Origin of the sequence: Corallococcus sp. bb12-1, assembly GCF_026626765.1 — a bacterium.
In the GTDB taxonomy this organism is placed as follows: Bacteria; Myxococcota; Myxococcia; order Myxococcales; family Myxococcaceae; genus Corallococcus; species Corallococcus terminator.
In genome coordinates this window covers 130,695-151,650 of the sequence record NZ_JAPNJZ010000033.1, presented here as the reverse complement: position 1 = coordinate 151,650, position 20,956 = coordinate 130,695, and the positions used below count along the sequence as shown (strand labels likewise).

17 protein-coding genes are annotated in these 20,956 nt (G+C 69.7%); 8 read left to right on the top strand and 9 right to left on the bottom strand.

From position 1 onward, the window contains the following. The first annotated feature begins 49 nt into the window (after positions 1-49). The 3 genes from OV208_RS38875 to OV208_RS38865 all read left to right on the top strand — a co-directional run bounded on the left by OV208_RS38875 (position 50) and on the right by OV208_RS38865 (position 3,891). A complete protein-coding gene (locus OV208_RS38875; protein WP_267579021.1) occupies positions 50-2,164 on the top strand; it encodes a serine/threonine-protein kinase in 2,115 nt (704 codons plus the stop codon). Positions 2,165-2,236: 72 nt separating this feature from the next. Next, the gene (locus OV208_RS38870; protein WP_267579020.1) at positions 2,237-3,052 is read left to right on the top strand and encodes a hypothetical protein; all 816 of its coding nucleotides are present in this window, start codon (positions 2,237-2,239) and stop codon (positions 3,050-3,052) included. 17 nt (positions 3,053-3,069) lie between these two features. Then, on the top strand, positions 3,070-3,891 hold the full coding sequence (locus tag OV208_RS38865) for a hypothetical protein (protein WP_267579019.1): 822 nt from the start codon (positions 3,070-3,072) through the stop codon (positions 3,889-3,891). 10 nt (positions 3,892-3,901) lie between these two features. On the opposite strand, the gene OV208_RS38860 is transcribed toward OV208_RS38865, so the two are convergent. Both OV208_RS38860 and OV208_RS38855 read right to left on the bottom strand, forming a co-directional pair. After that, complete coding sequence (locus tag OV208_RS38860; protein ID WP_267579018.1) at positions 3,902-4,888, bottom strand: 3-oxoacyl-[acyl-carrier-protein] synthase III C-terminal domain-containing protein; 987 nt, start codon at positions 4,886-4,888, stop codon at positions 3,902-3,904. A gap of 6 nt (positions 4,889-4,894) precedes the next feature. Then, the gene (locus tag OV208_RS38855) at positions 4,895-6,823 is read right to left on the bottom strand and encodes a thiamine pyrophosphate-binding protein (protein WP_267579017.1); all 1,929 of its coding nucleotides are present in this window, start codon (positions 6,821-6,823) and stop codon (positions 4,895-4,897) included. 398 nt (positions 6,824-7,221) lie between these two features. Here OV208_RS38855 and OV208_RS38850 point away from each other — a divergent pair, with 398 nt between their 5' ends. Further along, positions 7,222-7,635, top strand: coding sequence for a hypothetical protein (locus OV208_RS38850; RefSeq protein WP_267579016.1), 414 nt, complete (start codon positions 7,222-7,224; stop codon positions 7,633-7,635). Between the two features lie 237 nt (positions 7,636-7,872). Beyond that, positions 7,873-9,567, top strand: coding sequence for a hypothetical protein (locus OV208_RS38845; RefSeq protein ID WP_267579015.1), 1,695 nt, complete (start codon positions 7,873-7,875; stop codon positions 9,565-9,567). Between the two features lie 8 nt (positions 9,568-9,575). On the opposite strand, the gene OV208_RS38840 is transcribed toward OV208_RS38845, so the two are convergent. From OV208_RS38840 to OV208_RS38810, 7 genes are all read right to left on the bottom strand, one after another. Beyond that, a complete protein-coding gene (locus OV208_RS38840; RefSeq protein ID WP_267579014.1) occupies positions 9,576-10,154 on the bottom strand; it encodes a GNAT family N-acetyltransferase in 579 nt (192 codons plus the stop codon). 87 nt (positions 10,155-10,241) lie between these two features. Further along, positions 10,242-11,471, bottom strand: a complete 1,230-nt coding sequence (locus OV208_RS38835; RefSeq protein ID WP_267579013.1) for an ABC transporter permease — start codon at positions 11,469-11,471, stop codon at positions 10,242-10,244. Between the two features lie 3 nt (positions 11,472-11,474). Next, a complete protein-coding gene (locus OV208_RS38830; protein ID WP_267579082.1) occupies positions 11,475-12,635 on the bottom strand; it encodes an ABC transporter permease in 1,161 nt (386 codons plus the stop codon). Between the two features lie 74 nt (positions 12,636-12,709). After that, positions 12,710-13,468 carry an ABC transporter ATP-binding protein gene (locus OV208_RS38825; protein WP_324291456.1) on the bottom strand — a complete coding sequence of 253 codons (759 nt, stop codon included), beginning with the start codon at positions 13,466-13,468 and terminating at the stop codon, positions 12,710-12,712. Further along, entirely contained in the window at positions 13,465-14,730 is a 1,266-nt protein-coding gene (locus tag OV208_RS38820; RefSeq protein ID WP_267579012.1) for an efflux RND transporter periplasmic adaptor subunit, read from the bottom strand. The genes OV208_RS38825 and OV208_RS38820 overlap by 4 nt, the downstream gene beginning before the upstream one ends. Then, on the bottom strand, positions 14,727-16,052 hold the full coding sequence (locus OV208_RS38815; protein ID WP_267579011.1) for a TolC family protein: 1,326 nt from the start codon (positions 16,050-16,052) through the stop codon (positions 14,727-14,729). The genes OV208_RS38820 and OV208_RS38815 overlap by 4 nt, the downstream gene beginning before the upstream one ends. Further along, entirely contained in the window at positions 16,049-16,714 is a 666-nt protein-coding gene (locus OV208_RS38810; RefSeq protein WP_324291455.1) for a YIP1 family protein, read from the bottom strand. Before OV208_RS38810 ends, OV208_RS38815 begins: the two co-directional genes overlap by 4 nt. 250 nt (positions 16,715-16,964) lie before the next feature. Between OV208_RS38810 and OV208_RS38805 the strand changes: the two genes are divergently transcribed. From OV208_RS38805 to OV208_RS38795, 3 genes are all read left to right on the top strand, one after another. Further along, the gene (locus OV208_RS38805) at positions 16,965-19,544 is read left to right on the top strand and encodes an AAA family ATPase (protein WP_267579009.1); all 2,580 of its coding nucleotides are present in this window, start codon (positions 16,965-16,967) and stop codon (positions 19,542-19,544) included. Positions 19,545-19,639: 95 nt separating this feature from the next. Continuing rightward, entirely contained in the window at positions 19,640-20,506 is an 867-nt protein-coding gene (locus OV208_RS38800) for a Rossmann-like and DUF2520 domain-containing protein (protein ID WP_267579008.1), read from the top strand. 118 nt (positions 20,507-20,624) lie between these two features. Further along, the gene (locus OV208_RS38795) at positions 20,625-20,882 is read left to right on the top strand and encodes a hypothetical protein (protein WP_267579007.1); all 258 of its coding nucleotides are present in this window, start codon (positions 20,625-20,627) and stop codon (positions 20,880-20,882) included. The last annotated feature ends 74 nt before the right edge of the window (positions 20,883-20,956 follow it).

The following is a 20,956-nucleotide window of genomic DNA, read 5'->3' as shown; positions in this document are numbered from 1 at the left end:
GTTTCGCAGGTGCTTCGCATCCTTCTGTCATCAGGACACGCCCTCTTCCATGACGCGCTCGGCTGACGGTGAGCTGCACATCGATTCGGTCCTCCGGAACACCTACAAAGTCGTCTCCGTGTTGGGTCGGGGCGGCATGGGGTCGGTGTTCCTTGCCCAGCACCTGCGGCTGCCCGGCAAGCACGTGGCGGTCAAGGTGCTGCGCACGGGCGACAATGTGAGCCCGGACGTGCACGTGCGCTTCCGGCGCGAGGCGGAGATCGCCTCCCGGCTGGGGCACCCGAACATCGTGGAGGTGCTGGACTTCGACACGCTGGAGGACGGCAGCCCGTTCCTGGTGCTGGAGTACCTGCGCGGGGAGAGCCTCCAGGATCGGCTTCGGCGGGGGCGGTTGTCGTTGGAGGAGGTGTTCTCCTTCACGCGGCAGATGGGCTCCGCGCTCCAGACAGCGCACCGCGCGGGCATCGTCCACCGCGACCTGAAGCCGGCGAACATCTTCCTGGTACCCACCGACTCTGGCGGCGTGGTGGGCGAGCGCGTGAAGCTGCTCGACTTCGGCATCTCCAAGGTCATGTCGTCGGAGACGCTGCAGACGCAGGACGCGGTGCTCATCGGCACGCCGCAGTACATGTCTCCGGAGCAGGCGCAGGGGCGCAACCGGCAGATCGACGCGAGGACGGATCTGTTCGCGTTGGGCGGCATCGTGTTCGAGATGATCTCCGGCATGACGCCGTTCGGCGGAGGTTCGCTGGCGCAGATCATCTACCGCGTGGTGCATGAGCCGCCGGTGTCCCTGGCCACGCTGATGCCTGAGCTGCCGCCGAACGTGGCCGCGGCGGTGGCGCGCGCGCTGGAGAAGAACCCGGACAATCGTTACGCGGACGTCGCGTCGTTCATCTCGGATCTCACGGGCACGACGCTCCAGTCGCTGCCGGAGACGGAGGAGATGCGCGTATCCCGGACGTTCACGCGCACGTCGCAGCCTTCCGGCATCGTCATGCCGTCCGGTGTCGCGATGCCCTCTGGCGTCGCCATGCCTTCGGGTATCGCCCTGCCCTCCGTGACACCGGATGACGAGGCGATGGGGGCGACGATGGCACCCGTGAACAAGGCGCCGGCCACGGGCCGTTTCGGACCGGGCGCGGACGACATCGGCTTCGATGCGACGATGGCGCCCCGCGCGGGTGGCACGGCCCACTACGGGCAGCAGGCCCCGGGGCCCGTACCCGGCGGCACGATGGGCTTCGGCGCCACGCAGATGGCTTCCAACGGGTCGAACGTGGGCGCGTCCGGCGTGGCCCTGCCGGTAGCGAATGCCCTCGGGTCCCAGCACGGCGCCCCGGTCCAGGGCGGCGCGGGGCAGTCCGTCGCGAACGGTGGCTTTCCGGGGCAGTACGTCGCGCCGGGCAGCATGGGCGGACACCCTCCAGCCCACGTCACGGGCCAGCACGTCGCTCCGGGCAGCTACGGTGGGCAGCAGGCAGCTCCCGGCAGCCTCGGGGGGCACCTCCCGAGCCCCCAGGGCCCGTCCCTCACACCGATGAGTATGGGCGCCCCCCTGGCGGCGCCAGGTGCGTCCACGCTGCCCGTGGATGCATCCACGAATGGCAAGCCGAAGTCACGTCTGGTGCCCATCGTGGGCGCCGCCGCGTTGGTCCTGGGCGCCGTGGGACTTGGCTGGTGGCTGCGTCCGTCCACTCCCGTGACGCCGCCGCCCGTCGTGAGCGCCCCGCCCCCACCACCCCTGGCGGCCCCTCCGCCCGTGGCCAGGACGGACACCCCGCCCCAGGCCCCCATTGCGACCACGCTAACGGTCACGCCTCCCGATCCCGCGCCGCCCATCGCCCCTGCGCCCCCTCCGGTGAAGACAACGAAGGTCGCCACGCCGCAAAAGGCCGAGACCATGGAGCCACCCAATGCGCTCGCGGCCAAGGCCCTCGCGGACGCACGGGAAGCGCTCAAGGCCGGGAAACTGGATGAGGCGGTCCGCAAGGCCCAGCGCAGCATCAGCGACGGCTTCAGTCTGTCCGCCCAACTGCTGCTCGTGAAGATCTACTGCCGGCAGAAGGATCTGAGCGGTGTCCGCGCCGAAATGGGCAAGCTGCCGCCGCGCATGCAACGCCAGGTCGAGAAGGAATGTCAGAAGTACGAGCTAGATCTCTGAGTCTCTGAGCTGGACCCGCCCACGCGCGTGAACACAGCCGTGTTCCCACGTGGGAGGAGGGGGAGGAATCGCGTGAGAGTCGTCGTCGCAATGGCCGTGCTTTGCGCCGTGCTGGGCACCCTGCCCGCCCGTGCCGCGGCGCCCGTCGAAGCTGGCAAGGTGTTCGTGGGTCCGCAGGGGGAATTGGTGGCGGTCGTGCCGCTCACGCCCCGCGACCAGAAGAAGTTCCTCGTGCGCATCCAGGGCACCGGCTCCGTGCTGGACGGCCTGGTGCTCCCGTACACGCTCAAGGACTGGAGCAGCGTCGGCACGTCCCGCCTGAGCTACACCACCCAGTGGCACGGCCGGAGCTACTCGCCGTTCACCCTGGTGGGTCCGCGCGCGGAGCTGCACTTCCCCGGCGGCCCCGGCAACGGCATCGCCGTCCAGTACGACGAGGCGCGCTCCCAGAAGCTCAAGCCGGAGGAGGTCTACGCGCAGCACCAGCAGCAGACCCAGAGCGGCCAGCTCGCGAAGCTGATGGCCTTCGACCGCAAGGCCGAGGAAGCAACCCACGACACCAGCTACGCCGAAGCCCTCCAGCAGATGAACACCGCCTGCGCCGCGACCGTGGCGGGCACCATCGACTGGGCCTCCGTCACCGAAACGCTGCTCAAGGACGCGAACATCACCCGCTACTGCGCCTTCCCGCTCACCGCGCTGAAGGCCATGTGCGCCACGTCCGAGGAAGCCCGCCGCACGGTGAAGGCCCGCCTCCAGCGGATCGACTGCCGCTTCGGAGCGGGCCTGGAACCGACCCTGCAAGGAGACCGTTTCGTGTGGACCACGAACACGGAGGCCTCCAACCAGGAGAAGTCCGCCACCCGCTACTTCAAGAAGCACCTCTAGCCGCACGCCCGCACACCATGAACCTTCAACGCGTCCTCACCGTGGCGGTGCTCCTCGGTTCGAGCACCTCCGTCGCCGTCGAACCGCCCTGGGGCAAGGCGGAGAACCTGGGGCAGCGCATGCTCCTGGAAGCCACCTCCGTCTGCACCGACGGCAAGGGCCACTACGTCGTCGCCGTGCCCCGCGAGGAGACGGAAGACCTGGACGAACAGCTCTTCTACGGCGACGGCAAGGAGCTCGTCGTCGTGCCGCGGCCCCCGGGCTTCCTGCCCGGCACCCTGTTCATGGACCCGCGCTTCTTCAACCGCAAGGGCACCGCCGACTACCAGGGCCTGGACCTGCGCGTGCACTCGGAGCTGTCCGTGGACGCGAAGGAGCGCACCTGTTCGCTGCGCTGTGGCGAGCGCAAGGCGCCCCTGGAGATGCTCCCCGGCACCCAGGCGCGCGAGCTGCTGCGCAAGGCCTCGTACGCGCCCAACCCGCAGAAGTACGTCCCGCACGCGCTGCTGCGCGATTCGAACGGCACGTACTACTACGTGGACAAGGGCTCCACCGCCGAGGAGTCGCGCAACTTCCGGGTGTTCATCGGGCCGCGCGGCGACCTGAAGCTCCAGAAGATGACCAACGTGGTGGCGGACTCGGAAGGCGAAATCTTCACCACGAAGAAGGGCCAGCTGCGGCTCGTCATCGACCGCGCCCAGACGCCCGTGTGGATTGAAAACCCGCGCAAGGAGGTCACCCTGCGCAACGTGCCCGTGGAGCAGAACCTGCCGCTCATCTACAACGAGCTGGGTGTCTACACGGGCATCCGGCTGGGCACGCCCTGCGACGACCAGTAGCGCCCACGCCTCAGACGCGCACCAGCATGGCCATCTGGTGCGCGCCGATGCCCAGCCCCACCATCACCAGGTACTTCGTGCGCAGCTCGCGGTGGAACCGCGCCAGCGTCACCGGGATGGACGCGTGCACCATGTTCCCGTAGTCCTCGAAGGTATCCAGGTACTCGTGAGGACGGATGGCCTGCGCCCAGTGGTCCATCAGCTTGCGCGTGGCCTGATGCGAGATGAGCGTCACCTCGTCGGGCGACACGCCGTGCTTCGCCAGCAGTCGCGCCACCAGCCGGGGCGGCCCGTCCATCCCGGACGACATGAACGCCCGGATGCCCTCGGCGGATGAGATGCCATAGGTGGGGTGCGCGAGCCCTGACTCCGGCCGGACCGTCAGCACCATCGCGCCGTATTCGTTGCTGAAGGTGTCCGCGGCCCAGTCCACCAGGACGCACCGGGAATCAGGTCCGGCGAAGCCCACCACCGCCGCGCCCGCGCCCTCCCCGATGACGTGGGAGTGCCCCTGGCTGTAGTCCATGTTGCGCGTCCAGGCGGAGCCCACCGCCACCAGCGCGTGACGGAGGCTGCCCGCGCGAAGGGCCTCCCACGCCAGCACCACGCTCATCAGGAAGTTGGCGAACTCCGAGTTCACCGGCACCACCCACGTGCCCTGCCCCAGCCCCAGCTCCCGGTGCACGGAGTAGAGCTGGTTCGGCGCGATGAACTCCGAAACGGCCAGGTAGCCATACAGCCGCTCCACCTGCGCGGCCGTCAGCCCCGCGTCCGCTATCGCGGCGGCGCCTGCCTTCGCGGTGAGCGACGCCAGCGACTCGCCCGGCCCCAGCACCCGGCGCTCCCGGCTGCCGTAGAACAACGCGTGCTCGCCCCCGCCACCCTCGGCGGCGGCGGCGCGCCGCAACGGTTCGAAAAGCGGATCATCGTTGTGGCGGACCTGGGCTGGCACCGCGGCGCCAAAGCCCAGCAACGCACATTCGGAGGCGGACACCATGCGGTGCTACTTCGCGTCCGACGCCACCGCGGCGAAGCGTTCACCGTAGGGCGGCACCTCGCGGTAGTCGATGTGCGCGATGATGACCTGCGGCTGACCCGTTTCGTCCGCGAGCCGCAGCACCTCCGGCAGGAGCGCGTCCAACTGCCCCGCGGCCTTCACCGAGTGGACGCGAGCGCCCAGCGACTCGGCGAAGCGCTCCAGGTCCGGGTTGCCCAGGCTGTAGAACTCGTCCTCCAGCGGGTACGCCCGGTCCTGCACGTGCTCGCCGTGGTTCACCGTGCCCAGGTAGTTGTCATTGAGGACCAGGGTCACCGTGCCCAGGCGGTAGCGCGAGGCGGTGAGCACCTCCACGCCGTTCATCAGGAACGCACCGTCGCCGGTGACGGCCACCGCGCTGCGCTCCGGACGGCCCAGCTTGCCACCGACGACGGCGCCGCAGGACCAGCCCATGGACGACAGGCCGCACGGGTAGAAGATGCGCGCCGGGGGCGTCACGTGCAGCAGGTGCGCCGTCCAGGCCGAGCAGTTGCCCATGTCGATGTACAGGTCCATGTCCGGACCCAGGTGCTTGTCCAGCTCCGCGATCAGGTGCTGCGGCTTGACGGCGTTCTCCGCCTGCGGGGCGCGCGTGGGAAGCGCGGGCTCCTTCAGCGCCACCACCTGCGACCAGCGCTCCTTCACCCGCGCGCCGCTGGACGGACCAATCATCTGGCCCAGCTCCGCCAGGCCCGTCACCACCGAGCCCACGTCCGCCACGATGGGCAACCGCACCGGCAGGAACTGACCGATGTTCGCCGGGTTCACGTCCACCTGGATGACGTGGTGGACCGCCTGGAAGTACTTGTGGAAGCTGCGGGTGGCCCACTCGCCCAGACGGCTGCCCAGCACCAGGAGCACGTCCACCCCATCGCGCAGGTAGGTCTCGGAGCGCTTGCTGCCCGCGAGCCCCAGCACCCCCAGCGAGAGCGCTTCCCGTTCGGAGAAGAGCCCCTTGGCGCGCACGCTCGTCGCCACGGGAATGCCGTGCTGGGTGATGAACGCGTTGAACACGTCACCGTGCTCCCCCATCGCCTCGCGCGCGCCCGAGCCCAGGAAGATGAGCGGACGGCGCGCGGTGCGCAGCAGGGAGAAGGCGGCGCGAAGATCCTCGAAGGGCGCGGAGGGCGGACGCGCCCGGAAGGCGCCGCGCGTGGTGGGAACCGAGACGCGGTGGATGGGCTGACGCGCGATGTTCGACGGGATGCTCAGGTGAGCGGCGCCCCCGGGCAGCCCCTGCGCGGTGCGCAGCGAGCGCGCCAGCAGCCGGGGGAAGCTCTGCGCGTCCACGATGCCCACGGAGCTGGCGCAGGCCTGGCGGAACATCTCCACCGTGTTCACGCCGTGCGTGGAGGAGCTCTCCTGGAGCGCCATCAGGCCGAAGCGATCCGTGGGAACGTTGCCGCTGATGGCCAGAAGCGGCACGCCGTCCAGGTGCGCGGAGGCCACGCCCGTCAGCGCGTTGGTGGCCCCCGGGCCCGCCGTCACCATGCACACGCCCAGCTTGCCCGTGGCGCGCGCGTAGCCGTCCGCCATGAACGCCGCACCCGCTTCGTGCGAGGCGATGATGAAACGCATGGAGTCGTGCTTGCGCAGCGCCTGCTGGAAGGGCGCGATGTTGCCGCCCGGGACGCCGAACACCGCGTCCACCTCTTCGGCCTCCAGGTGGGCGATCACGCAATCGGTGACCGACAGTTCCTCCACCGTCTTGAAGCCGCGCGCGTTCGCATCCCCGTACATCGGAATGGGGTCGCCCGGCCGCGCCTGCAGTGCGTTCACCCGGTTGGGCGTGGCAGCCGGCGTTTCGTGACGGAGCGCCTCCAGCGAAACCTCGGGCGTCAAGGCCGACGCGGTCGAGGAAATGGAAGGCAGCTCAGCGAGCGAGGAGGTCGACATCTGAAAACGTCTCCAAGGCCCCGGGTCCTATCAGACTCGACGACTGCACGCCGAGTCACTGTCACCGAGTCCGGGGTAACCCTCGATGGCAGCCCCAGTGTTGCGGGGATGCTGCAAAGATGCATCCTCTTAATAGCAGAGAAGTTGGCCAGTGGGAAGCAAATCACTGGAAAGTTCGAATGGCGCTGGATTTCCGTACTTCAAGACGGATTGCCATGTTCAAGGGTGAACGGCGTCCGGCTTCACCCAGGGCGAGGGGCTCGCGCCAGCGCGTACGCAGCGCACTCGCGGATGGATCCATCAGCACGTTGAGTGGGCTAGGCTCAGAGGGGCGCGGCGCTCATGCACGCTTCGCACGGAACACGCGCACACACCACATCTCCAACGTGGGGGACGTCATGGCTGAGAATCTGCGGACAGAGTACGGCTTCCGAATGAATGGGTCTGGCTACATCACGCCTACCGAGGCCAAGGCGTGGTTCGAGGACCTTCGCACCAAGGTGGCGGTGAAGAAGGGCCGGGCCTTCGGCCTGCTGGTGGACATCCGCGGACAGAAGGCGAATCCGCCGGAGACGCAGGAGATCATCAAGACGGCGATGGGCTGGCTGAAGCAGAACGGCATGGCTCGCTCGACGGTGGTGCTCGACAGCACCGTGGCCCGCCTGATGATGGTCCGCATGGCCAAGCAGAGCGGCGTGTACGAGTGGGAGCGCTACATCGACGCGTCGAAGGATCCGGACTGGGAGCACAAGGCCATCGACTGGATCGTCAATGGCGCGGAGCCGTCGAAGGAAGAAGACGCCGCGGCCTGAAGTTTCCCCAACCCCCCGGGTGATGGCGGTGACGGCCTCCCAGGCCCACCGCCTCCCCTGCCGGGTTGGGTCGTGATTCCACCTGATTCCGAAAAGCCCCAACCCATGACATCCGGGTCCCAGCAGACGCCGCGCTGGCTCCGGAGTGTCGTCCTCGTTGTCGTGGGGATGATGTGCGTGCACTGCGCCTCTGCGGACCGGCCGCGTGAGGCCCCACGCACACGGATTTACGAAGCCGTGTCGGAGCCCCCTGCCCTCCCCCGTCGCGCGCTGCGGGTTCGCGTGTACGCGGACGCGGATCACCGCGCGCAGGTGCTTCATTGGGAGCGGGCCTTCGCGGCCTCGCTCCAGCGTGCGAGCGAAGCGGTGCGTGAGCCGCTGCGGGTGACGTTCGAGCTGGAGTCGGCGCGGGCGTGGGACCGGCGCGGCTCCGAAGGCGCGTTGGAGCCGGTTGTGGGTGCGTTGGAGGCGTTGGACGCGGGCGAGGACGTGGACCTCGTCGTCGGGTTGGTGTCCGCGCCTTCGGCCTTCAGTGAATCCCAGCATGAGCTGGGCTTCGCGCGCGTGCTGGGACGCCACTGCGTGCTGCGGGGGATCAGCGCCACCGTGCCAGCGGAGGCGCGTCGGCACCTGGAGGTTTCGGCCCTGTTGCATGAGTGGGCCCATACGTTGGGCGCGCTTCACGTGCGCGAGGTGCGCGGGTGGATGTCCGCGAAGTACGGCGCGGCCTGGACGGGATTCGATGCCCGGACGCTCGCGCTGCTCGACGCCGGCTTGCGCCATCTGCCCCGGGCCCGGGTGGAGCTGGAGTCACAACGAGCGTGGGCGCGCGAGCTGCGCACGGTGCTCCAGGGCATGCTCGGCCCCGCATGGGAGGGGCCAGAGCGCGACTTCCTCCTCGCGTGGACCGAACGGGTCCTCGCGGCCAGCGTGGTGCTGGGACCGGAGGGCACACCGAGGTCGCTGACGCCGGAGGAACGCCAACGCCTCGCGGAGGTCATCGCGCTGGAGAAGGCGGGCCGGCCGGAGCTGGCCGCCGAGGCCCTGGAGCCGCTGGCCCTGCGGCATCCCCATGACGAGCGCGTGCAGTTGCTGGCGTGCTACCTCGCCGTGCACCTCACGCCGGCACTCGACGCAACCCGAGCGCGCTGTGAGCGGGCCACCGCGCGGTTTCCCTCGGAGCCCTCGCTGCGCATGAACGTCGCGCTCCTGCACCTGCACGCGGGCCGGTTCGACGCGGCCCAGGACAGCCTGCTGGCGGCCCGGCGCAACCTCGAGGCCCGGACCGACGCGGAGCCCTCGCTGTGGGCGGATCTGGCGGGGCTCTTCCTGAGGGCGCACGGCCTGACGTGGGCGGAAGAGGCCGCGGCACGGGCGCCGGGGCTGGCCGCATCTGCCACGGTGCTCGAACAGGCCTCGCGGATCCGACGCCAGGTGGCGCTGCCCGCGCGGCCTGACGCAAGCACCGAAACCCGGAGTGCCCCCGCGTCGGAGCACCCCGTGGAGCCTTCACGTGAGGGAGCCCTGGTGCGCGAGGTCTTCGACATCGAGGCCCTGCTGCACGCGGGCTCATCCGGCCCCGCGCGTGAGCGCATCACCACGCTGGCCCTGCTGTATCCGGAGAGCCCTTCGGTCGCGCTGGTGCAATGCGAGCTGCACCTGCTCAAGGGGCGACTGGCTCCCGCGCGCAGTGCCTGTGAGCGCGTGCTCGCCGCGCGTGAGGATGCCGTGCAGGCCCACCTGCTGCTCGGCGTGTTGGCGACGAACACCCGGGCGCATACCCGGGCCCGGGCACACCTGGAGCGCGTCATCGCGCTGGAGCCTTCACGCACCGAGGCCTGGCACCTGCTCGCCCGTGAGTACCGGGGGACGAAGAAGCTGGGCCCCCTCAAGGTCCGCTACCGGGAGCAGTTCGCGCGCGACCTGCCGTGAAGGGCGCCCTACTTCGCGACAGCCTTCCGCCACTCGGGCTGGAGCATCGACAGGATGTGCATGTCGACGAACCCGTCGCCCGTGCCGGAGGGCCGGTAGCCTCGCAACACGCCTTCCTGATGGAAGCCCCCGCGCGCCAGCACCCGCAGCGAGGCCGGATTCGCCACCGACACCAGGGCCTCCAGGCGGTGCAGCCCCATCTGCTCGAAGCCGAAGCGCACCAGGGCGGGCAGGATGGCCTTCATCACGCCTTGCCCCCACAGCTTGCGCGCCACCATGTAGCCCACCTCCGCGCGCCGGTCCTTCACGCTCCAGTTGAAGAGCGTCAGGTAGCCCTGGGCTGACGGGTCCTCCCGGGTGGACAGCACCCAGCGGAAGCTCTCCCCCCTGCGCATCACCTCCAGGTCACCCGCCAGCTTCTTGCGGATGGTTTCGGGCCGCACGGGCACCTCGAAGTTGAGGCTGCGCGCGACCTCCTCATCCGAGTACATCGCGATGAGTTCGTCCGCGTCCGCCATCGAGAGCAAGCGCAACTGGAACGGCGAGGGGGCTTCAGGCAGCGGCAACGTGGCGGAGGACAGGGACATGCGTGCATCACCCGAGCGGGAGGGACCTCCGCACGCTACCGGTCACGGACGGGCACCGCCATCACCTCGTGACCTCACCCTCCAGCCCTACTCCGTGCGCATCGCCTCCACCGGGTCCAGCTTCGCGGCGCGGGACGCCGGGTAGATGCCGAACAGCAGCCCCACCCCGCAGCTCATGCCCAACGACAGCGCCACGGCCCACGTGGGCACGCTCATGGGGAACAGCAGCACCCACTTGCCCAGGAACACGAACCCGAAGCCCAGGCCCACGCCCAGCAACCCGCCGAAGAACGACAGCAGCACCGCCTCCGTGGCGAACTGACCCAGGATGCGGCGGCGACGCGCGCCCAGCGCCTTGCGGATGCCAATCTCCCGCGTCCGCTCCGTCACCGACATCAGCATGATGTTCAGGATGCCGATGCCGCCCACCACCAGCGACAGCAGGCACACGCCCACGCCCGCCATCGCGATGACCTGGGAGAGTTCGTTGAACGAGGCCGTCATCGACTCGTTGGTGTGCACCTCGAAGTCGTTGGCTTCCTGGGGCGTCAATTCGCGGCGGCGGCGCAGCAGGTTCACCACCTCGTCCTGCGCCTTCTGGAACACGCTGCCATCACGTGCCTGGATGTCGATCTCCACCGAGCGGTGCTTGCCGTAGAGCTGCTGGAAGCTGCGCATCGGGATGGCCACCTGGTTGTCCTGGCTGGCCATGCCCATGACGCTGCCGCGCTTCTGCAACACGCCGATGACCCGGAAGGGCCGGCCCTTCAACCGCACGTCGGAGCCCACCGGATCCATGCCCGGGAACAGCGCGTCCGCCACGTCCACGCCAATGACCATCACCGGGCGGCCGTCCAGCGACTCCGTCTCGTTGAAGAAGCGGCCGTTGGTCACGGTCACGCCACTGGTCTCCAGGTACGTGGGCTCCGTGCCCAGGATGCTCACCGACGGGTGCGTCTCCCGGAAGGCCGTCGCCAGCTTCTTGCCCCACTCCTGGTCGGTGGGCGTGGCCGCGCCCACGGAGGGACACGCCTCCAGGATGGCCTTCACGTCCTCGCCGTAGAGATCCTTGCGCCGGGCGTACTTCGCCCAGTTGAAGCGGCCGAAGCCCGAGGGCCACTTCGTCACCTCGAAGGTGTGCGCGCCCAGGCTGCCCAGGTTCTTGTTCACCTGTTCGCGCAGGCCTTCGATGAGCGCCATCATCGTGATGACCGTGGCCACCCCGATGACGATGCCCAGCAGCGTCAGGAGCGAGCGCAGCGGGTTGCCCAGGAACGTGCCCAGCGCCAACCGCAGGTTGTCCAGGAACGCGCGCATCGCCTATTCGTAGCGGAGCGCTTCCACCGGGTCCAGTCGCGCGGCCCGGGCGGCCGGCCAGATGCCGAACAGCAGGCCCACCAGCGCCGCGAACGCCACCCCGCCCAGCACCGTGCTCGGCCGCACGTCCGCCGCCAGCGGCGTCACCAGCGACACGAGCTTCGCCGTCCCCAACCCCACCGTCGTGCCCAGCAGGCCCCCCACCGCGGACACGCTGGAGGCCTCCATCAGGAACTGGATGACGATGGTGCGCTGCCGCGCGCCCAGGGCCCGCCGCACGCCAATCTCCCGCGTCCGCTCGCGCACCGACACCAGCATGATGTTCATGATGCCGATGCCGCCCACCAACAGCGTGATGAGGCCCACCCCGGTGGCCACCGCGTACAGCGCCCCGGTGAGCTGCTCATAGGTGGCCGCGAGCGTATCCGGCCGGTTGATGGAGAAGTCGTCCGGCACGCCCGGCGGCGTCGCGCGCACGCGCCTGAGGATGCCGATGAGCTGGTCCTCCGCCTTGTGGATCTGCCCCGCGTCCGCCACGGCGATGGCGATCTGCATGGGCCGCCCCTTGCCGAAGCTGGAGTTGAAGGTCTTGAAGGGCATGTACACGGACAGGTCCATGTTCTCCGACACCACCTTGCCCTTGCGCCCCAGCGTGCCCACCACCTGGAAGGGCTTCCCGTCGATGCGCACCGTCTGCCCCAGCGGGCTGATGCTGGGAAAGAGCGTGGCCGCCACCTCCGCGCCGAGCACCGTCACCGGCCGGTTCACCTCTTCGTCCGCGCGGGTGAGGAAGCGGCCGGACACCACCTCGTAGTTGCCGATGGTGAGGTAGTCGCTCCACACGCCATTGACGCGCACGTTGGAGACCTGCATCGCGCCGTGCGCCACATCCGACGTGCGAATCACCGCCGGGGAGATGGCGGTGATGAAGTCCGCCTGCTGGCGAAGCTGCGCCACCTGCTCCAGCGTGAGGTTCTTGCGGTTGCGGAACACCCACCAGTTGCCCTTGATCATCCAGGGGAACTTGGAGACGTAGAGGGTGTTCGCGCCCAGCGTGGCCAGCTGCTTGTCGAACGACGTGTTGAGCCCCTGGATGATGCCGACGATGGCCAGGAGCGTCGCCACGCCAATGCCGATGCCCAGCGTCGTGAGCACCGTGCGCATCCGGTTCGCCCGGAGGGAGAACAGCGCGATGCGTGCCCCCTCCAGCACGTCCACCCGGAAGCGCTGACCGAACTTCACGCGTGCCCCGCCTGCGGCAACACGCCCGTGCCACCCTGCGCGACCACCGGGCCCGGCCCGTCCGCGATGATCTCACCGTCGCTCAGGCGGATGGCCCGGGGACAGCGCGCGGCCAGCTTGGGCTCGTGCGTGACGAGCACCAGCGTGTGGCCCGCCTTGTGGAGCTGTTCGAAGAGCCTGACGATCTCCTCGCCGGTGGCCGAGTCCAGGTTGCCCGTGGGCTCGTCCGCCAGGAGCATGGAGGGCTCCGACACCAGCGCGCGCGCGATGGCCACGCGTTGGCGCTGACCGCCCGACAGCTCGTTGGGCCGGTGGTGCATGCGGTGCGTGAGCTGCACCTTGTCGAGCGCCGCCTTGGCCCGCTCCCGCCGCTCCTTCGCGGGCATGCCCCGGTACACGAGCGGCAGCTCCACGTTGGCGAGCGCCGTCTCCCGGGGCAGCAACTGGAACGTCTGGAAGATGAAGCCGATCTCCACGTTGCGGATGACGGCCAGGTCGTCGTCGTCCATGCGCGACACGTCCTTGCCGTTGAGCATGTAGCGACCGCTGGTGGGCGTATCCAGACAGCCCAGCACGTTCATCAGCGTGCTCTTGCCGGAGCCCGACTGGCCGATGATGGCCACCCATTCACCCCGGTTGATGCCGAAGGTCACGCCCCTGAGCGCGCGCACCTCCTCGCCACCCACGAAGAAGGCGCGCGTGAGCGCCTCCACCGAGATGAGGGGGCCACTGCCCGGAGCATTGGGGGTCGTCACGACTTGCGCCCGCCCTTCCCGTCGCCGGCGGGCACTTCCGGTTCGCGCACCGCGTCCCCGTTCGCCAGCTCCTTGGACAACGTGCGGTAGGGGCCTTCCACCACGCGGTCTCCCGGCTGAAGTCCCTCAAGCACTTCCAGCTCCGTGTCGGACGCGATGCCGGTGCGCACCCGGCGCACCTGGGCCTTGTTCTCCCCGTCCACCACGAAGACGACCTTGGCCAGGGTCTCCGTGCGGCGCTTGGCCGTGAGGCCACCGCCCTCCACCGGGGGCTGGTAGTCCGGCAGCGAGCGCTCGGAGCGCACCGTGACGGCCTGGATGGGCACGAGCACCGCGTCCTCGTGCGTCTCCGCGCTGATGCGCGCCTCGGCGCTCATGCCGGGCAGCACGCCGGGAGGCCGCGCGTCCAGGGCGACGGTGATGGGGAAGCTCGTCACCTCCGCCTCCGTGCCCGGGTTCTTGATGAGCGCCTTCTGGGCGATCTCCACCACGGTGCCGGTGAAGGACTGGCCTTCCAGCGCGTCCAGCGACACCTCCGCGGGCTGGCCGTACTTCAGGTGCACCACCTCGTGCTCACCCACCTCGAACTTCACCTCCATCTGGTTGAGCGCGGCGATGGTCATCACCACGTCCTCGGAGAAGTCGGAGCCACGCACGCGCTCACCCACTTCACGCGACAGTTCAATGACGTTGCCGTCGATGGGCGACAAGAGCGTGGTGCGCGACAGGTCCGTGGCGGCCTGGTCCAGCACGGCGCTGCTCTGGGCCACGCGCTGCTTGGCGGCGGCGAGGCGCGCCTTGGCGGTGTCCACCGACGCCTGGGACACCTCCAGCTCCGACGTGGACGCAAGCCCCTTCTCCGCGAGACCCTTCACGCGGGCCAGGTCCGCGCTCTGCCGCGCGACCTCCACCTCCGACACCTGCACCTCCGAGCGCGCCGCGTCCTTGGAGGCCGTGGCCTGCTTCACGGCCGCCTCGTAGTAGCGCTTGTCGATGCGTCCCAGCACCTGCCCCTTGGTGACGGGGTCTCCGTCCTTCACCTGGAGGGCCACGAGGTCCCCGGACAGGTTGGAGGAGATCTTCACCGTGGTGGCCGCCTGCACCTTGCCAGCGCCCGTGATGGTGCGGGTGATGGTGCCCTTGCGGGCCTTGGCCACCTGGACTTCCTGCGTCGGGGGCGGCCGGTCCTTCAGACCGCCCACGGTGATGACCCCCGCGCCGAGCAACAGCGCACCGGCGATTGCCGCCTTCCACCACGTCATTGTGAGTCTCCTGGATTCAGCATGCCCGTGGCCCGGTACAGGGCGTAGCGGGCGATCTCGACATCGATGCGGCTCTGGAGCAAGACCAGCTCCGACTGCGTCAGCTTCAACTGCGCGTCACGCACGTCCAGCGTGGAGCCGGCGCCCGCGCGGAAGCGCTCGTCCGCCAGCGCCAGGCCCTGGGCGGCAACCGCCCGGTTGGTGGTCGCGAGTTTCGAGGCGGCGAGCTGCCCGTCCAGCACCTGGTGCGCACGGACGACCTCCGCCTCCAGCTCCAGCTTCGTCTGGAAGAACGTCAGCTCCGCCTTGCGGATGTTGGCCTGGGCCCGCGCCGACTGCGCGTCCGTGATGAAGCCGTTGAACAGGTCCCACGTCAGGGTGACGCCGCCGTTGAAGAGGTTGCCGAAGCGGGCCTCGCTGAAGAACGGTCCCAGGTCCTGGCTGGCATGGCTGTATTGGACGGACAGGCCCACCCTCGGGATGTAGTCCCCCTGCACGATGGCGCGCTGGAGCTGCGCCACCCGCACCCGTTGCTCGAGCGCGCGCAAGAGGGCGCGGTGCTCCCGGGCCTGCTTCAGGGAGTCGTCCAGGGGGGGCGCGGGCGCGGGCTCCTGCTGGAACACGCCGGGGTCCACGGCATGGAGCCTTTCGGTGCCGGGGCGGGCCAGCCACACGGCCAGTTGCATCTGGTCCGCCACGAGCAGGTTCTGGCGCTGCACGACGTTGATGCGGTCATTGCCCAGGTTGACCTCCGCGGCGATCTCCTCCGTCTTGCCCACACGGCCGGCCTGGAAGAGGGCTCGGGAGCGCTCCAACTGCTCCTCGCTGCGCGTCACGGTGGCCTTGAGCACGTCCAGCGTCGCCTGCGACAGGAAGAGCGCGAAGAAGCGGCGGATGGCCTCCAGTTCGGACGTGTCCGCCTCCTCCAGGGACTGGTTCTGGACGGCGTCCACGGTGACGCCGGCCTGCTCCAACTGCTTCCAGAGGGCCCGGTTGTAGATGACCTGGGACAGGCCCAGCGACGCTAAATAGCTGTCGGCAGTGTTGGAGCTGCTCTCCACCTCGCGCGTCAGGACCTCGTCGTCGGAGATGGGGATGGTGACCACCTGCCGGCGCCGGCCCTGGTAGCTGAGGCTGGGGCCCGCGTTGAACTGCACCTGGGGCAGCAGACCAGAGCGGGCGACGCGCACGTCCTCCTGCGCCACCGACACATCCAGAACGGCCTGCAGGGCCTGGGTGTTCTTGCGGCCCAGGGCGCGCGTCTCTTCCAGCGTGATGGGCGTGGCGGCGAGCAGCGCCGTGACGACGAGGAGCGCGTTCACTGACCACCGCCCGCGGGAAGACCAATGAAGAAGATACCGGCGTACATGGCGTAGAGCACCAGTGCGAGCAGGAGCGACCGACCCAGGCGCATCCCGGTGGCGGTGGAGAAGCCCACGCCCAGCAGGCCCACGCTCCAGAGGTTGAAGAAGTCCACCCCGCGCAGCACCCGCTCCATCTTCGGCGTCAGGCCACTGAGCAGGGACAGGTTGGAGGGCACGAGCCGGGCCGCGCGTAAATCCGTGAGCGAGTACTGGAAGCTCGCGCAGACCGCGTAGATGAGGTGGTAGAGCGCGATGGGCAGCAGGGCCACCGCGGCCGCCGCCATCAACTGCCCGAAGGACGCGGGCCGGCTGAAGAGCCAGGCACACACCCACAGGATGCACGCGAGCAGCAACACGGCCAGGGGCATCACGAGCAGGCCCTTGGCGATGCCGCCCACCAGCGCCTTGCGCGAGGCGGTCTGGATCTGCTCGGCGATGTCGGACTCCGAAACGGTGGGCGCGCCCACGTCCTTCGGCAGGGCCCCCACCACGGACGCGGTGGCATCCCAGCGCAGCGCGTACGCGACCCCGGAGGCGGTGACGCACAGGGCGAGGATGAGCAGGGGCCACAGCCAGCGGCGGCCTTCGACGGCGGAGCGCGTGCCCTCGAGGGGATCCACGAAGACGCGCGCCGGTTGTACAAGGGAGGTCATAGGGATGGGGTCTCTGGGCGGAATACGCGGCCCACCCGGAGTGATTGCCCGGTCCCTTGAATTGACTCGGGAAATGGGCAGGCAGCCAATCGAAATCCGTTAGCGGACCCGGGTTCTACCGTGCCTTGCATCCATCCTGTAGCGGTCTGTAGCCTAAATTTTGCGGCGGGGGCCCGGACGGTGTATTCCGCTCGGCTGCACGCTTGCCGGAGCATGAATGGTCGACAGCACGGATCTCGCCCAGGTTCTTCATGAGGCGCATGACATCGCCCGCAGCGTCGCCCAGAAGCCCACGTCGGCCCACGTGTTGCTCGCGCTCTTCACGGTGGAGAACCGCGCCCAGCTCCTCCTGAAGGAGAAGGGGGTGGACGAGGACGCGCTCCTGCAGCTCATCACGGAGGCGCCCGCGGAGACGGGCAGCGTCGTACATGACCTGACGACGCGCGCACGGGAGCTGGCCAGCAACTCGCGCTCCGGGGAGGCGGACTGCCTGCACCTGCTCATCGCCATCATCCGCAGGCGCTGCGCCGCGTCCGACCTGCTGGCGCGCACGGGCATCGACCTCATCTCCCTGTCCAATACGGCGCTGTCCTACTCCACGAGCGGAGGCCCGCCGCGCCGGCTCCAGCCCGGCTATGGCCAGGCGGTGGCCACCCGCGCGCCGGTGAGCCGCCCGGTGGGTGCGCCCCCTTCACCCCTGCCCTTCTCCACCCTGGCCCTGAGCGTGCCGCGCCCGGCCCCGGTGATGACGCCCCCCGTCAGCGTGCCGCCGCCGGCCGCGCGCATGACGCCCGCGCTGTCGCCGCGCGACCTCATCGACGTGGACGAGGATGAGTCCTCGCAGGCTGAGCCGGTCGTCCCGCCGATGCCGCGCATGGCGCCGCCCGCCCCCGCAGCCCCGGTCGCCCGCGCGACGCCACCCCAGGCTCCGGTGCCCCCCCCCGCGCCGGTGGCCCCGCCGCTTGCCCGTCCGACTCCCGCCGCGCAGGCGAAGGGCGGCGCGCTGACGCTGGATGCCAAGGCGTTCCCGATGCTCACCTCCATGGGCCGCAACCTGAGCCAGGCGGCGCGCGAGGGGAAGCTGGACCCGGTGGTGGGCCGTGCGCGGGAGGTCGAGGAGGTCATCGACATCCTGGGCAAGCGCCGCACGAACAACCCGTGCCTGCTGGGCGAGCCCGGCGTGGGCAAGACGGCGGTGGTGGAGGGCGTGGCGCAGCGCCTGATGGGCCTGAGGGGCACGCTGGCGGAGAAGATCCTCGTGGAGCTGGACATGGCCACGCTGGTCGCCGGCACGCAGCTGCGCGGTTCGTTCTCCGAGAAGCTCAACGCGCTGAAGGAGGAGGTGCGCCGGGCCGAGGGGCGCGTGGTGGTGTTCATCGACGAAATCCACACGCTGGTGGGCGCGGGCTCCACGGGCGAGGGCCCGCAGGACGCGGCCAACGAGCTGAAGACGGCGATGGCGCGCGGCGAGTTCCCCTGCATCGGCGCGACGACGCATGACGAGTACCGCAAGTTCATCGCGGCGGACCCGGCGCTGGAGCGGCGCTTCACGTCGGTGACGGTGAACGAGCCGTCGGTGCCGGAGACGGTGGAGATCCTCAAGGGCATCATCGGGCGCTACGAGGAGCACCATGCGCTGCACTACCTGCCGGAGGCGCTGGAGGCGGCCGCGTCGCTGGCGAGCCGCTACGTGACGGACCGGTTCATGCCGGACAAGGCCATCAGCGTGGTGGACCTGGCGGGCAGCCGCTGCCACCGCGAGGGCAAGCACCGGGTGGACGCGGCGGACGTGGCGCGGGTGGTGGCGAAGCTGGCGGGGGTGCCGGAAGAGCGCCTGCTGATGAACGACTCGGCGCGGCTCTTGCGGCTGGAGGACGACCTGGCCCAGCGCGTGATTGGCCACTCCGAGGCCATTGGCCGCATCGCGCGGGTCATCCGGCGCAACTACGCGGGCTTCGCGTCGCGCCGTCCCATGGGCAGCTTCCTCTTCCTGGGCCCCACGGGCGTGGGCAAGACGGAGATGGCGCGGGCGCTGGCGGAGGTGCTGTTCGGCAACCGGGACGCGCTGGTGCGCCTGGACATGAGCGAGATGTCCGAAGCCCACGGCGTGTCGCGCCTCATCGGTTCGCCCGCGGGCTACGTGGGCTTCGGTGAGGGCGGGCAGCTCACGGAGCCGGTGCGCCGCCGTCCGTCGTCGGTGGTGGTGCTGGATGAGATCGAGAAGGCGCACCGCGAGGTGCAGATGCTGCTGCTCCAGGTGCTGGAGGAGGGCCGGCTGACGGATGGCAAGGGCCGTCACATCGACTTCTCGAACACGGTCATCGTGATGACCACGAACCTGGGCGCGGACGCGTTCTCGCGCACGGGCCGGGCGGTGGGCTTCGGCGCGGCGGACGCGGCGGTGGGCAACGCGCTGGACCTGGCGTCGGACACGGCGCGCAAGGCGCTGCCGCCGGAGCTGTGGAACCGCATCGATGAGCGGATGCCGTTCCGTCCGCTGGTGGAGCTGGAGGTGGCGAAGATCGCCACGCTCATCCTCGCGGAGAGCAGCAAGCGGCTCGCGATGGAGCGAGGCATCATCTACACGGCGGGCGCGGACGTGGTGGGGCACCTGCTCAAGTCGGGGGGCTTCGATCCGCAGCTCGGCGCGCGGCCGATGCGGCAGGTGGTGCAGCGGCTGGTGGAAGGCCCGTTGGCGGAGCGCATCCTCGCCGGTGAGTTCGGAGCGGGAGACCGCGTGCGCGTGGCCGTGCAGTCCGGGCAGCTCCTGTTCGCCCGGGATGCCGCCGGCCGGTGAAGCAGCGAGTCCGGCAGGGACGCGCGGGTGACGGGGCGGGCGGTTCCGCTCCGGTTCGCACCGGACGCGCCCTGACGAAGAAACAGCGAATCGGGATGGCTCCGACCCACAAGGGACAGCCCACGGTGAAGGCGAAGCGCGTTCCGGTCATCATCGTCGGTGCCGGACGACTCGGTGGCGCACTCGCACTCGCGCTCCAGGCGAAGCGCTGGCCCGTGCGCGTGTACTCGCGCGATGACACGGGCCGCGAGCGCACCCGGGCCCTGGGCTTGAAGCCCGCGACCATAGCGGACCTGAAGAAGGCGCGCGTCTGCGTGCTCTGCGTTCCGGACGCGGCCGTGCCCACGGTGTCGCAGGCCCTGTCAGCGGAGCTGCCTCGCACGGTGGCGCTGGTGCACACCGCGGGAGCCCTGCCGCTCTCCGCGCTGACGACACAGAAGGGCCGGACGGTGGGTTCATTCCATCCGCTGTGCGCCGTGTCCTCCGCGCGCGACTCACTGGAGGGCCACACGGCCGCCATCAGCACCCGCTCCCCTGCCCTTCGCGCGCTGCTCCAGCGCATGGCGGAGGACGTGGGCTTCGCGGTGATTGATGTGCCGGAGGCGCACCGGGCCGCCTACCACGCGGGCGCGGTGTTGAGCGCTGGAGGTCTGGTGGCGCTGGCGGACGCGGCAGTGGGCGCGCTGGGGGCCGCGGGCATCGACCCCGAAGCGGCGTTGAAGGCCTTGCTGTCATTGATGCGCTCCGCGCTGCGGGGCCTGGAGGCACGCGGGCGCTCGGGTGGGCTCACCGGCCCCATCGTCCGGGGAGACGCGGGCGTCGTCTCGGCACACCTGAAGGCGCTGCCCGAGGACATCGCTCCGCTCTACGGACAGCTCTCACGACGAGCGCTGCGGCTGGCCTCGGACCGGCTGCGTCCGGAACAACGCGCCGCGCTGGAAGCGGTGCTCACGAAACCGTGACGCGGGCACGCGGGACAAAAGCTCCCACCGTGCGTTCCGCCCACTGGAGCCATTGCGCCCCCGTGGCTATCGTCTCGCCCGCCGTTCCCTCCAGCATCACCCCGGTGAAGGAGTTCTCATGGTCCTGCGTGCGCTCGCGTTTGCGTCGGTCGTTTCCATCTTCGGTTTGGGCTGTGGCGGAGAGCCGATTCCAGAAGGCTCCGAGGAGGTCTCCCAACCCCAGCAGCAATCCTCCGAACTCGCCGGCGTGTGCGATTCCCTCATCGGCACTTTCTGTCGCCCGGGGACCTACACGTCCTGCACCTGGAACAATGGCGCCGAAGGCGAGTGCGACTGCCAGTACCCGCCCTTCAACAGGTGGACCTGCTACCAGTAGCCCCCAGAGCCACGTGGGTCCGGGGCACTGGCCCGCGAACCACGACGCCTGAGCGCTCAGGCGTCGAAGTCCGT